The sequence below is a fragment of the Streptomyces sp. NPDC058665 genome, from assembly GCF_042714995.1.
In the GTDB taxonomy this organism is placed as follows: Bacteria; Actinomycetota; Actinomycetes; order Streptomycetales; family Streptomycetaceae; genus Streptomyces.
In genome coordinates this window covers 20,265-33,477 of the sequence record NZ_JBHXRX010000041.1, presented here as the reverse complement: position 1 = coordinate 33,477, position 13,213 = coordinate 20,265, and the positions used below count along the sequence as shown (strand labels likewise).

Below are 13,213 nucleotides of genomic sequence, written 5' to 3'. Positions count from 1 at the left end.
CGTCCCTCCTCCGGCGCGCGGCGACGCCGCGCAGACCGGCAGGGTAGGGCTGTTCCCGACCCGCCATCAAGAGGGCCCCGGAGGCGTGCGCCGGCGGGGCGGGGAGAGCGCGCCGACGCGCTCGCGCACGCCGTCGCCCTACCCGCCCCTGGGACCCCAGCAGCCTTACGAGAGCAGGCTCGGAGCCGCCCGGTCCAGCACCGAACCCACGCGCTCCCACGTCTCCATGTCCCGTGCCACGGGCGGGAGTTCGGGGCCGTCGCCGGTCTTCCACGAGGCGGCGATCGCCACCGGGTCCTCGTCCGTCGCGGCCGACGCCGCCAGCGCAGCGGCGCCCAGGGCGACCAGCTCGCCGCTCTCCGGGACGATCACCGGGCGCCCGGAGAGGCGCCGTACGGTCTCCACCCACGTACGGCCCTGGGCACCGCCGCCCACCAGACGCAGCGGCCTGCCCGCCACCGCCGCGTCCGCCGGGTCGAGGCCGCAGGCGCGCAGGACCTCGTCGAGCGCGCGCAGCACCGTCACCGCCGCGCCCTCGTACGCCGCCCCCAGCAACTGCTGGGGTGTGGTGTCGTGCCGCAGGCCCGTCAGCAGGCCCGAGGCGGTCGGCAGGTCGGGGGTGCGTTCGCCGTCGAGGTACGGCAGCAGCACCGCCTCCCCGCCCGGCGCCACGTCCTCGCGGTCGAGGCGCAGCAGCTCGGCGACCTTGTCGACGGCGAGCGTGCAGTTCAGGGTGCAGCCGAGCGGCAGGAACGTGCCGTCGGCCGCCGCGAACCCGGACAGCGCCGCCGACGCCGGCCTGGTGCGCGTGGCGGCGAAGACCGTGCCCGATGTGCCGAGGCTCAGCACGGGGTGGTCCAGCAGCCCAGCGCCGCCGAGCCCGAGGCCGACCGCCGCGCTCATGTTGTCGCCCGTCCCGGCGGCCACCGCGATCCCGGCCGGCAGCCCGAGCTGCTCGGCGGCCGAAGCGGTGAGCGAGCCGACCCGGGTGCCACCGGTCGGTGCGACGGCCGGCAGCATCGACTCGTCGAGACCCACGAGCGCGAGGAGCTGGGGGTCGTACGCCCCGGTACCGGTGGAGTACCAGCAGGTGCCCGACGCGTCGCCGGGGTCGGTGGCCGCCGTGCCCGAGAGGCGTTCGGTGAGGAAGTCGTGGGGCAGCCGGACGGCCGTCGCCGCCTGGGCGGATGCGGGGTCGTTCTCCCGCAGCCACTGCCACTTCGCCGCCGTCATCGAGGCGACGGGCACCGATCCGGTCGTGGCGATCCACGCGTCGGGCCCGCCCAGCGCCTCGGTGAGCGCGGCGGCCTGCGGGGCGGAGCGGGTGTCGTTCCACAGCAGGGCGGGCCGCAGGGGCTGCCCGGCGGCGTCGAGCACCACCAGGCCGTGCTGCTGCCCGGCGACCGCCAGGCCCGTGACGGCGGACGCCGGTACGCCGGACTCCTTGAGGCCCATGGCGACGGCCTCGCGCAGCGCCTGCCACCACACCTCGGGGTCGGTCTCCCGCGCCCCGGCCTCGCCCGTCACCCGGTGCGGGGCGCGCCCGACGGCGAGCAGCCGTCCGGTCGCCGCGTCGGTGAACGCCGCCTTGGTCGACTGGGTGGAGCTGTCGACGCCGATGACCACCTGGCTGTGCGGCACGCTCGTACCTCTTCCTGATTTCCGGGCCTTGCGACGGTATTTTGGCCGCAGGCCAACAAATTACGTGATGCTGTCGTTCATCTGACAGGTGTGGGCGTTACTTCCTTGCCCGAGGGGGCATTCGTCGCTCGGGGCGGGGTTGGGCGGACACGGGGTCTTTTCCGTACCCACCCGGACGTGCATTATTAGTCATGTCAGGAAACAAAAAGGTCTGCACCTGCCGGACCTGAGGTATCGAAGGCGGCCAGAGTAATGACGGATCGTTTCACTCCCACCCCCGCGGACAAGTTCAGCTTCGGTCTGTGGACGGTCGGCTGGCAAGGCAGGGACCCGTTCGGAGACGCGACGCGTCCGGCGCTCGATCCCACCGAGTCCGTACAGCACCTCGCCGAACTGGGCGCGTACGGAGTGACCTTCCACGACGACGACCTGATCCCGTTCGGTTCGACGGACGCCGAGCGCGAGGGGCACATCAAGCGCTTCCGGCAGGCGCTGGACACCACCGGGCTCGTCGTGCCGATGGTGACCACCAACCTCTTCACCCACCCCGTCTTCAAGGACGGCGGCTTCACGGCGAACGACCGCGACGTCCGCCGCTTCGCGCTGCGCAAGACCCTGCGCAACCTCGACCTGGCCGCCGAGCTGGGCGCGAAGAGGTTCGTCGCCTGGGGCGGCCGTGAGGGCGCGGAGTCCGGCGGGGCGAAGGACGTGCGCCTCGCGCTCGACCGGATGAAGGAAGGCTTCGACCTGCTCGGCGAGTACGTCGTCTCGCAGGGGTACGACATCAAGTTCGCCATCGAGCCCAAGCCGAACGAGCCGCGCGGCGACATCCTCCTGCCGACCGTCGGCCACGCGCTCGCCTTCATCGAGCGCCTGGAGCGCCCCGAGCTGTACGGCGTCAACCCCGAGACCGGCCACGAGCAGATGGCCGGGCTCAACTTCCCGCACGCCATCGCGCAGGCCCTGTGGGCGGGCAAGCTCTTCCACATCGACCTCAACGGCCAGCACGGCACCCGGTACGACCAGGACCTGCGCTTCGGCGCCGGCGATCTGCGCGCCGCGTTCTGGCTGGTGGACCTGCTGGAGTCGGCGGGCTGGGACGGCTCGCGGCACTTCGACTTCAAGCCGCCGCGCACCGAGGACTTCGACGGCGTGTGGGCGTCCGCCGCGGGCTGCATGCGCAACTACCTGATCCTCAAGGAGCGCGCCGCCACCTTCCGCGCGGACCCCGAGGTCCAGGAGGCCCTGCGCGCCGCACGCCTGGACGAGCTCGCGCAGCCGACCGCCGCCGACGGCGTGGCCGGTCTGCTGGCCGACCGCAGCGCGTACGAGGACTTCGACGTGGCGGCGGCTGCCAGCCGCGGCATGGCCTTCGAGCACCTCGACCAGCTGGCGATGGACCACCTGCTGGGAGCCCGCTGACCCGGCACCGACGACCGTGTCCTGACATGACGAAGCCCGCGGGCCGAGCCGACCACCGGCCCGCCCCGCGGGCTCCGCGCGCCCTCATGCCCGCCGCGGACGGCGCGGCCCCGGGCCGGGCGTTCCCTCGACGCCTTCCGCCGCCCGGCGAAACCGGACCCGCCCCGGCGGCCCTGGTCGACCACGCGGATTCGGCGTTCGCCGATCTCCGGCCGGAACTCCTCGACGCTTCGGCGCCCGCGCTCCCTGAGCGGGGCCGACGGCCGCCGAGGAGACCCCCGCGCGCCGGGCCGGCGCCCCTTCGATGCCCGCCCCCCGCGCCCCGCGCGCTACGCGCTCGTGCGGTGCGCGTATGCCACCGGGTCCGCCAGTACCGCGCGGACCACCAGTGCCGCCGCGCCCCGGGCCGCGTCGCCCGCCGAGGATGACGCGCGTAGCCTGCCGCTGTCGTGCGGCCACAGTCCGGAGACCACCCGGTCGGTCAACTCCCCGTCGGCGGGCGGCGAAAGCCATGGCATCAGGCTCCGGTAGATCCCGCCGAGCACCACCGCGTCGGGGTCGAAGAGGTTCACCGCGCCCGACAGGACCCGCCCGAGCATCCGGCCGGCCTCGCCGATGGCGGCTATCGCCCGTGTGTCGCCGCTCCTGGCCAGGGCCTCCAGCTCCGCGACGCCCGGCACTCCCGCGTTCTCGTCGAGCCCGGCGCCGCGCAGGAGCGCCGACTGGCCCGCGTACTGCTCAAGGCAGCCACGCGCGCCGCACCGGCACAGCGGCCCCTCGGCGTCGACGACCACATGGCCGATCTCACCGGCGAACCCGTTGGCGCCGCGCAGCAGTTCACCGTCGAGCACCAGCGCGCCGCCGACACCGATCTCGCCCGACAGATAGAGGAAACTGCGGATCCCGCCCAGGCCCCCGAACCAGAGCTCGGCGAGCGCCGCCAGATTGGCCTCGTTCTCCGAACGCACCGGCAGCGGCGGCACGGCGGGCTGCGCCTCCGCCAGCGCCCCCGCGAACAACTCCTCGGCGGGCACCTGGTTCCAGCCCAGGTTGGGCGCCTGGCGGACCGCACCCCCGGCGACGAGACCGGGCAGCGCGAGCTGCACCCCGACCGGCGAAAGACCTTGCTCGGCGGCCGAGTCGAGGGTGCGCGCGGCGATCCGGGCGCCACGGGCGAGGACTTCGGCGGGCGCGGCGCCGCGATTGTCGAGGTGTTCGGTGAGACGTACGCGGTCGGTGCCCGACAGGTCGACCACGCACACCGACACGTAATCGATGTTGATCTCGACGCCGATGCCGGCCGGACCGGCCCGCGTCACCTTGAGCACGGTGCCCGGCCGCCCGGCCTGTCCGCTGAACGTCTTGCCGGACTCGGAGAGGAAGCCGCTGTCCAGCAACTGCTCGACCAGCGACGACACCGCGGCCCGGGTCAGTCCGACCCGCGCCGCCACACCGGCCCTGGTCGCTTCGCCCTCGTCCCGTACGGCGCGCAGCACGAGGCTCAGATTGTGCCGGCGCACCGTCTCTTTGTCGGCCTTGGGACCGAGCGATGTGTGGTTGCTCTGCATAGTGCCGTCGAGCCTATGTGATCGGTATCCGGACCGACGGCCGGTCGCGCGAGATCGTTGGCCCTAGCAGTCACTTGCCCGACCACTTGTAGAAATAAATTAGTAATAATCGTTGACAGGGTCGGGGCGTGCGGCGACAGTCTTCGTCGTGACCCCAACCTTCGGGAGACATCAGTGACTTCGCACCGGGCCACGGTGGCCGCCGTCGTCGCCGCGCTTGTCGCGGTGGCCGTGCCCTCCGCGCAGGCGGCTGACGGCCGGGACGCCGTCCGGGCCGCCGACCAGCAGGACGCAAGGACCGGGACCGGTCACGGGACCGACAGCGGGACCGTGGACCAGGGCGCGCCCGAGTACTACGACAGTGGGCTCGCCCCCACCCCGTACATGGGCTGGAACACCTACTACGGACTCGGCTCCCCCACCGAGGAGGCCGTCAGGTCGGTCGCCGACCACCTCGTCAGCAGCGGGCTCCGGGACTCCGGCTACGACATCGTCTGGCTGGACGGCGGCTGGCAGGCCGACGACCCCCGCGACAGCCAGGGCCGCCTCGCCGCGCACCCCGGCCGCTTCCCCTCCGGCATCCCCGCCCTCGTGACGTATCTGCACAAGCGCGGACTCAAGGCCGGCATCTACACCGACGCCGGCGCCTACGACGGCGGCAAGAGCTGCGGGCTCGGCAGCCGGGGCCACTACACCGAGGACGCACGGCAGTTCGCCGGCTGGAAGATCGACGCCATCAAGGTCGACTTCCTCTGCGGGATCTCCGCGAAGCTCGACCCGGGCCCCGCCTTCAAGGAGTTCAGCGACGCGGTCGCCAAGTCCGGCCGCCCGATGCTGCTCAACCTCTGCAACCCGCTGACGGACGACTGGGGCGTGCCGCACACCCCCGAGCAGGACGCGCACAACACGTACGTCTACGGCCCGAGGACCGGCGACTCCTGGCGTACCGGCACCGACGTCGCCTGGGGCACGCCCTCCGCCGGCCAATGGGCCAACGTCCTGCGGAACATGGACGCCAACGCCTGGCACCCCGAGGCCCAGGGACCGGGGCGCTACAACGACCCCGACTACCTCATCCCGATGCGGAAGCTCGCGGACGGCTCGTACGAACTGACCGAGGAGGAGTCCACCACCCAGCTCGTCATGTGGGCCGTGATGGGCTCGCCGCTGGTCATGGGCTCCGACCCGCGCACCCTGCCGCAGTCGATGATCGACACCCTGCGCAACCCGGAGATCATCGCCGTCGACCAGGACCCCCTCGCCATCCAGGGCGTACGCGTCGCCACCGACTCCACCGGCGACGTCTACAGCAAGACCCTCACGGGCGCCGGCAAGCGCGCGGTCGTCCTCCTCAACCGCTCGGACAAGGCGGCGGAGCGGACCGTGACCTTCGAGGACGCCGGGCTCACGGGCGACGTGGCCGTACGGGACGTACGCGCCCGCGCCGACCGGGGCACGCACAACGGCTCGTACACCGTCACCGTCCCCGCGCACGGCACCGCGTTCCTCACGCTCCGCGGCCACGACGACGCGCCCGGCGCCTCGCTCGGTACGCGTTCCACCGCGAGCCCCGCCCTCGTACGTGACGGCGACCGGCTGACGGCTTTCACCAGGGGCGCGGACGGTTCGCTGCGGCAGCAGAGCGGACGTGACGGCCACTGGTCGTCCCGGACGACCGGCCTTGGCGGCCCGACGAACGGCCGGATCCTCGGCCAGCCCGCGGCCTACGCCTCCGAAGGCGAGCCCGGCCGGATCGACGTATTCGTACGCGGCACCGACGACGCGGCCTACCACCGCGCCTTCGACGGCGGACGGTGGGGACGCTGGGTCAGGCTCGGCGGGAGTCTCGCCGACGCGCCCACGGTCGCGTACGAGAGCGCCGACCGCTGGACGCTCTTCGCCCATGACGAGGACGGGCGGATCCGGGCACGCGGGCCGCGTTCAGGGTGGACCTCGCTGGACGCGCCCGAGAACCGGACCGTGTACGGACGGCCGTCGGCCGTCGTGGACGACGCGGGCCTGACCCATGTCGCCGTACGCACCGCCGAGGACGCGGTGTGGTGGCGGGTGCGGGACACGGCGGGCACCTGGTCGCCGTGGACATCGCTGGGCGGGACCGTCAGCGGCAGCCCGACCCTGGTCGCGGTGGACGGCGGGGTGCGGCTGTACGCACGGGCCGGCGACTACACGCTCTGGCAGCGGGCCTACGGCACCGGATCCGGTTCCGGCGGCGGTGGCTGGGGCGACTGGTCGGCGCGCACGGAGTTCGTGAGCGGCGTCCTCGACGGCGCGCTCGGCGCGACCGCCGGGCCCGGCGACACCGTGCTGACCGCCTTCCGGGGAGTCGACGGCCGCGTCCACCAGACGGGCGTCCCGGCCGGCTCGTGACCCCGGGCCCATGACGGGGGCCGGCCGCGACACGACTCCGGCCGGCCCCCGTACCACCCCACCCCCCACTCGTGGCACCACTCAACCCGCACCGTCCGACAGGGAGTTCACCCATGACCACCCCACCACCCGGCCGCCGTCAGTTCCTCGCCGGCACCGGAGCCGTCGGCGCCGCCGCGCTGCTGAGCGGCTGCGTCACCTCGGGATCCACCGGCAAGAGCGAGTCGGGCGGTGACGTCACCCTCCAGTCCAACCTCTCGGCGCCGCAGGCGAAGACCGCCATGCGGAAGGTCGTCGAGGACTTCGGCAAGCAGGGCGGCGCGAAGGCGAAGCTCAACACCGTCGCCGCCGAGACCTTCCGCACCCAGCTGCCGACCTACCTCACCTCCGCCAACCCGCCGGACCTCTACACCTGGTACCCCGGCTCGGTCGCCGAGTCGTACGCGTCGAAAGACCTGCTCCTCGATGTCAGCGACCTCTGGACCAAGCCCGAACTCACCGGCTACTCCGACGCGTTGAGCAAGCTCTGCACCTCCGCGGCGGGCAAGAAGGTCTTCGTCCCCACCACCTACTACTGGTGGGGTGTCTTCTACCGGAAGTCGAACTTCGCCAAGTGGGGCGTCGATGAGCCCAAGACCTGGGACGAGTTCCTGGACCTCTGCGACACCCTCAAGGGCAAGGGCGTCGCGCCGATCGGTCTCGGCGCGGGCGGCAACACCCCCTGGGTGGCGTCCTCCTGGTTCGACTACCTGAACATCCGGATCAACGGCGCCGCCTACCACCGTGAACTCCTCGCGGGCAAGCACCGGTTCGACGACCCCGAGGTCCGCAAGGTCTTCGACCGCTGGGGCGAGGCACTGCCCTACTTCGACCCGAACAGCACCGCGCTGCCCTTCCAGGACGCCACCACCGCCCTGCTCCAGGGCCGTACCGGAATGATGCTGATAGGCACCTTCTTCGCCGACTCCGTCCCCAAGGAGCAGGTGGAGGACCTCGACTTCTTCCGCTTCCCCGTCATCGACCCGAAGGTCCCGGTCGCCGAAGAGGCCCCCACCGACGGCTACTTCGCCAGCGCCCGCACCAGCCGCGAGGCCGAGGTCAAGGAGCTGATGCGCTATCTGGCCACCGCCGAGTCGCAGGAGATCTACCTCAAGCACTCGTCCGGCACCGCGCTGCCGACCCACCCCGACGCCAAGGACAGCGGAACCGCCCTGGTGAAGAAGGGCCGTGCGCTGATCGAGGGCGCCGCCGAACTCACCCAGTACTTCAACCGCGACTCCAGCGACGCCCTCCAGCCGCCCGCCGACGCCGCGCTCACCCGCTTCCTCGCCAAGCCCAAGGAGATCGGCTCCATCCTCACCACCTGGCAGCGCGAGTCGCAGAAAATCTGGGGCCGCTGAGATGGCGGCGGTCGTCACCGGCAACCCAGTGGCGGGGGAGGAGCGGGAACGGCGGACGGCGAAGGAGGACAACGGACCCCGGCGCGAGAGGTCGACGCGCGTCCCGCCCGTGGTGCTCGCCTTCGTCCTCGTCCCCCTGCTCGCCGAGGCGTTCTGGGTGTTCTGGCCGGCGGTCCAGGGCTTCTACCTCTCCCTGACCGAATGGGACGGTGTCTCCGCGCCGCGCTTCATCGGCCTCGGCAACTTCCGCGAGATGCTCCACGACGACATCTTCCGTACCGCCGTGCTCGACACCGTCCTGTGGCTGCTGCTCTTCGGCGGACTCTCCGCGCTCCTCGGCCTCGGCGCCGCCCTGCTCCTCCAGCAGGAGCGGCGCGGCGTCGGCTTCTACCGGGCCGCGCTCTTCCTGCCCGTCGTGTTCTCCCTCGTCGCCACCGCACTGGTGTGGCAGGCGATGTACCAGCCCGACGGGCTCATCAACCAGACCCTGGAGAGCGTCGGGCTCGGCAGTCTCACCCGCGCCTGGCTCGCCGACCAGGACACCGCCCTGTACGCCGTGATCGTGCCCGCGCTCTGGCGCCAGATCGGCTACGTGATGATCCTCTACATCGCCGGCCTCAAGGGCATCGACCCGGTGCTCTACGAGGCGTCGAAGGTCGACGGCGCGAGCCGCTGGCAGCGGTTCCGGCACATCACCCTGCCGCAGCTGCGCAGCGTCAACGCCGTCGTCCTGTCGGTCATCGTCATCGACTCGCTGCGCTCGTTCGATGTCGTGTGGGCCCTCACCCGCGGCGGCCCGTACCACTCGTCGGAGCTGCTCTCCACGTACATGTACTCCACCGCCTTCCAGTCGCTGCGACTGGGATACGGCTCCGCCCTCGCGGTCGTGATCTTCGTGCTGGCCTTCGGTGTCATCGCCTCGTACCTCGTCCGCGCCTTCCGGGAGGCCGACTGATGTCCGCCACCTCCGGCTCCGCCACGGCCACCCGCCGCAAGCTGGCGACCGCCGGCTTCCATCTCGGCGCCGGCGCCCTGTCCGTGCTGTGGCTGCTGCCCATCGCGCTCGTACTGGTCACCAGCGTCCGCTCGTTCGACGACATCGCCGCCAACGGGCTCGGCGGGCTGCCGCACTCCTTCACCCTCGACGGCTTCCGCCAGGCCTGGGTCGACGGCGGTCAGCAGCGGGCCCTGATCAACAGCATGCTGGTCACCGTGCCGACGGTGCTCGCCACCCTCGCGCTCGCCTCGATGGCCGCCTTCGCCCTGAGCCGGTACGAACTACCCCTGCGCCGCACGCTGTTGCTGGTCATGCTCGGCGGGAATCTGCTGCCGCCGCAGATCCTGCTCATCCCCGTCTCCCGTATCAGCGAGACGCTCGGCCTGTACGACACGCTGTACGCGCTCATCGGCGTACAGATCGGTTTCGGCGTCGGCTTCTACGTCTTCGTCCTCTACGGATTCATGCGGTCCATCCCCGTGGAGATCCAGCAGGCGGCGGTGATCGACGGGGCGAGCCCCTGGCAGATCTACTGGCGCATCGTCCTGCCGCTGACAAAACCCGCGCTCGCGGCGCTGAGCGCCCTGTCCTTCACCTGGATCTTCAACGATCTGCTGTGGGCCATCACGGTGCTGAGGACCGACAGCCAGATGCCGATCACCGCGTCACTGATCGGGCTCCAGGGTCAGTATGTGTCCATGTGGAATGTGATCGCGGCGGGCTCCGTCATCGCGGCGGCCCCGACCGTCGCCGTATTCCTGCGGTTCCAGCGCCACTTCGTGGCCGGGCTCAACCTGGGAGCTGTCAAATGACCCCGTGGGTGCTGCGCACCGCGAACACCGTCTACGCCGTCACCCTAGCCCCCGACGAGGGGTGGGCCGAACTCGCCGCCTGGGGCCCGCACGGCGCCGAGCAGGGGCCCTCCCCGCTCGACTGGTCGCGCCGTACGCACTTCATCACCCCCGCCGACGCGTCCCCCGCCGAGTACATCCCTTACGGGGTAAGGCCGTTCACCGGCGCCGACCTGATCGCCCAGCGCCCAGGCGAGGAGCGCGGCGTGTTCTGGCGCTTCACCGGCGCGACCCTCGACGGCGAGCGCGCGCTGCGCCTCGTCTTCGCCGACGAGAAACTCGGACTGACCACGGCCCTCTGCTACGAGACCGTGCCCGGCACCGACGTGGTCCTCCGGTGGACCGAGCTGACCTGCACGGGAGATACCGAACTGCGCCTGGAACGCTTCGACTCGGCCGCCGTGAACATCCCCGTCACCGACACCGCGCGGCTCACCTACCTGGCCGGCCAGTGGTCCCGCGAGTTCCAGCGCACCCAGCTCGAACTCACCCGAGGGCGCTTCGAGTTGGCCAGCGCCCAGGCCGTTCCCGGCCACGCGTACGCGCCCTGGCTCGCCGTCCAGGACGCCGCCGAACCGGCCGAGGGCGCCACCCCCACCTACGGCATCGCCCTTGAATGGTCCGGCGGTTGGCGCATCAGCGCCGACGCCGAGCCCGGCGGCGCCCTGCGCGTACGGGCCGGGCGGCTGCCCCACGAGAGCGCGGTACGTCTCGTGCCCGGCGCCACGCTCACCACACCGCGACTGGCCTGCGCGTTCAGCCCGGACGGACTCGAAGGGCTCGCCCGCGTCTGGCACCGCTACGAACGCCGTCTCTCCGGTGAGCGGCTGCACCGGCCCCGCCCGGTGCTCTACAACTCCTGGGAGGCCACCGGCTTCGACGTCGACGCGGCCGGCCAACTGGCGCTGGCGCGCGCCGCCGCCGGCATCGGGGCCGAACTGTTCGTTGTCGACGACGGCTGGTTCACCGGCCGGAACGACGACACCGGCGGCCTCGGCGACTGGTACCCCGACCCGGCCAAGTTCCCCGGCGGATTCGACCGGTTCATCTCCCAAGTACGCGAACTGGGGCTGGACTTCGGGCTCTGGGTGGAGCCCGAGGCGGTCAGCCCAGGGTCCGCCCTGCACGCCGAACACCCCGAGTGGGTCTACCGCGTCGACGGCCGCCCGGTCACCCTCGTACGCAACCAGCTCCTGCTCGACCTCGGCCGCACCGACGTCCAGGACTTCGTCATCGCCACCCTCGACCGGCTGCTCGGCACGTACGCGATCAGCTATCTCAAGTGGGACATGAACCGCCCGCCCACCGAACGCGGCAGGCCCGGCGGCGGCCCCGTCGAGAGCCAGGACCTCGACGCCGCGCACGTCGCCGGTTACCTCCGGGTACTCGACCATCTGCGGAGCATCCACCCGCATGTCACCGTCGAGGGCTGCGCGGGCGGCGGCGCCAGGATCGACCACGCCACGCTCGCCCGCACCGACGTGCTCTGGCCCAGCGACAACACCGCCCCGCTCGACCGCCTCACGATCCAGTACGGCTATCTGCACGCGCACGCCCCGCACACCATGAGCGCGTGGGTGACGGACGCGCCCGGCGTCTTCGACCCCCGGCCGCGCTCGCTCGCCTTCCGCTTCGTCAGCTCCATGTCCGGCGTCCTCGGCATCGGGGCCGACATCGTCAAGTGGTCGGAGAAGCAGCGTGCCGAGGCCGCGGGCTGGGTCGCCCGCTACAAGGAGATCCGCGATGTCGTCCACCACGGCGAGATCCGGCTGCTGAACTCACCCGCCGAGCCGACCTGCGGAGTTCAGTACGACGAGGACGCCCGAGGCGCCGGCGCGCGCACCGTCGTCACGGCCTGGAACACCGGTCCCCTCGACGGCGCGCCGCTCGTACCGGGACGCCCGGCCCGGCTGCGGCTGCGGGGACTCGACCAGGCGGCCCACTACCGGGACGGGGCCTCCGGCACGGTGTACGGCGGCGGGTATCTCCTGCATTCCGGGCTGCCGTTCCACTGGACGGCGGACCACGACGCCGAACTGGTCGTGCTCACCCGGGTGGACCCCGACCGGCCGCCGGCCCCGGCCTCATGATCCGCACGCTCACTACAGTCGCCCAGGACGCCGGAAGGCGGCCCCGCACCCTGAGGAGTCGAACCGCCCCATGAACCACGCACCAGCCCGCTTCCACGACCGCGTCGCCGTGGTCACCGGAGCCGCGTCGGGCATCGGGGCCGCCGGGGCCTCCCGGCTCGCAGCCGAGGGCGCCGCCGTGATCCTCGCCGACATCGACACGGCGCACGGCGAGGCCGTCGCCGCCGGCATCCGCGACAAGGGGGGCCGCGCCGATTTCGTACGGGCGGACGTCGCCGAGCAGGCCGACTGGGACCGCGTCGTGGCCGCCGCCCACCGCCACGGACCCGTGGGCGTCCTCGTCAGCAACGCCTACACCGTCGACGTCGCCCCCGCGCACGAGATGACCGTCGCCTCCTGGGAGCGCCAGCTCGCCGTCAACCTCACCGGCGGCTTCCTCGGATTCCGTGCCGTCCTGCCCGATCTGCGCGCCCACCACGGCGCCGTGGTGCTGACATCGTCCGTCCACGCGCACATGGGCATCCCCGGCCACCCCGCCTACGCGGCGAGCAAGGGCGCGCTGCTCTCGCTCTGCGGACAGCTCGCCGTCGAGTACGGGCCGGACGTGCGGGTCAACGCCGTACTGCCGGGCCCGATCCTCACCGCGGCGTGGGACCGGGTGCCGGAAGAGGACCGTGCGCTCAGCGTCGAGGGCACGGCGGCACGCCGCTTCGGCACCCCCGAGGAGGTCGCAGCGGCGATCGCCTTCCTGGCGGCCGACGAGGCGTCCTACATCACCGGAACGAGTCTGCTCGTGGACGGCGGATGGAGTGTTGTGAAGGCCTCGGCCTAGCCACTCCGCACGACCACCGCCGCT

Annotated in this window: 9 protein-coding genes; 7 read left to right on the top strand and 2 right to left on the bottom strand. The window is 72.1% G+C overall.

Going from position 1 to position 13,213, the window contains the following annotated elements; translation table 11 throughout:
* Positions 1 to 165: 165 nt before the first annotated feature.
* Positions 166 to 1,641 (bottom strand): xylulokinase, encoded by a 1,476-nt coding sequence (xylB, locus tag ACFWV8_RS24935; protein ID WP_384207254.1) that lies wholly within the window; start codon positions 1,639 to 1,641, stop codon positions 166 to 168.
* A 252-nt stretch (positions 1,642 to 1,893) separates the two neighbouring features.
* On the opposite strand from xylB, the gene xylA reads away from it, so the two are divergent.
* On the top strand, positions 1,894 to 3,063 hold the full coding sequence (gene xylA, locus ACFWV8_RS24930) for a xylose isomerase (protein ID WP_384207247.1): 1,170 nt from the start codon (positions 1,894 to 1,896) through the stop codon (positions 3,061 to 3,063).
* Positions 3,064 to 3,392: 329 nt separating this feature from the next.
* Here the strand turns inward: xylA and ACFWV8_RS24925 are convergent, their stop codons facing one another.
* Complete coding sequence (locus ACFWV8_RS24925) at positions 3,393 to 4,631, bottom strand: ROK family protein (protein WP_384207240.1); 1,239 nt, start codon at positions 4,629 to 4,631, stop codon at positions 3,393 to 3,395.
* A gap of 330 nt (positions 4,632 to 4,961) precedes the next feature.
* Between ACFWV8_RS24925 and ACFWV8_RS24920 the strand changes: the two genes are divergently transcribed.
* The 6 genes from ACFWV8_RS24920 (at position 4,962) to ACFWV8_RS24895 (ending at position 13,189) form a co-directional block, all read left to right on the top strand.
* Positions 4,962 to 7,019: a glycoside hydrolase family 27 protein gene (locus tag ACFWV8_RS24920; RefSeq protein WP_384207367.1), complete on the top strand. Its 2,058-nt coding sequence runs from the start codon at positions 4,962 to 4,964 to the stop codon at positions 7,017 to 7,019.
* A 113-nt stretch (positions 7,020 to 7,132) separates the two neighbouring features.
* The gene (locus ACFWV8_RS24915; protein WP_384207234.1) at positions 7,133 to 8,419 is read left to right on the top strand and encodes an ABC transporter substrate-binding protein; all 1,287 of its coding nucleotides are present in this window, start codon (positions 7,133 to 7,135) and stop codon (positions 8,417 to 8,419) included.
* A gap of 1 nt (position 8,420) precedes the next feature.
* Entirely contained in the window at positions 8,421 to 9,374 is a 954-nt protein-coding gene (locus ACFWV8_RS24910) for a carbohydrate ABC transporter permease (protein WP_384207227.1), read from the top strand.
* Entirely contained in the window at positions 9,374 to 10,228 is an 855-nt protein-coding gene (locus ACFWV8_RS24905; RefSeq protein ID WP_329379089.1) for a carbohydrate ABC transporter permease, read from the top strand. Before ACFWV8_RS24910 ends, ACFWV8_RS24905 begins: the two co-directional genes overlap by 1 nt.
* Positions 10,225 to 12,357: an alpha-galactosidase gene (locus tag ACFWV8_RS24900; RefSeq protein WP_384207215.1), complete on the top strand. Its 2,133-nt coding sequence runs from the start codon at positions 10,225 to 10,227 to the stop codon at positions 12,355 to 12,357. The genes ACFWV8_RS24905 and ACFWV8_RS24900 overlap by 4 nt, the downstream gene beginning before the upstream one ends.
* A 70-nt stretch (positions 12,358 to 12,427) precedes the next feature.
* Complete coding sequence (locus ACFWV8_RS24895) at positions 12,428 to 13,189, top strand: SDR family oxidoreductase (protein ID WP_329379087.1); 762 nt, start codon at positions 12,428 to 12,430, stop codon at positions 13,187 to 13,189.
* The last annotated feature ends 24 nt before the right edge of the window (positions 13,190 to 13,213 follow it).

What these genes read in the sequence shown, in the direction of transcription:
- ACFWV8_RS24895 (WP_329379087.1), top strand. Translation starts at nt 12,428, where the DNA reads ATGAACCACGCACCAGCCCGCTTCCACGACCGCGTCGCCGTGGTCACC.
- ACFWV8_RS24905 (WP_329379089.1), top strand. Translation starts at nt 9,374, where the DNA reads ATGTCCGCCACCTCCGGCTCCGCCACGGCCACCCGCCGCAAGCTGGCG.
- ACFWV8_RS24910 (WP_384207227.1), top strand. Translation starts at nt 8,421, where the DNA reads ATGGCGGCGGTCGTCACCGGCAACCCAGTGGCGGGGGAGGAGCGGGAA.
- ACFWV8_RS24900 (WP_384207215.1), top strand. Translation starts at nt 10,225, where the DNA reads ATGACCCCGTGGGTGCTGCGCACCGCGAACACCGTCTACGCCGTCACC.
- xylA (WP_384207247.1), top strand. Translation starts at nt 1,894, where the DNA reads ATGACGGATCGTTTCACTCCCACCCCCGCGGACAAGTTCAGCTTCGGT.
- ACFWV8_RS24925 (WP_384207240.1), bottom strand. Translation starts at nt 4,631, where the DNA reads ATGCAGAGCAACCACACATCGCTCGGTCCCAAGGCCGACAAAGAGACG.
- ACFWV8_RS24915 (WP_384207234.1), top strand. Translation starts at nt 7,133, where the DNA reads ATGACCACCCCACCACCCGGCCGCCGTCAGTTCCTCGCCGGCACCGGA.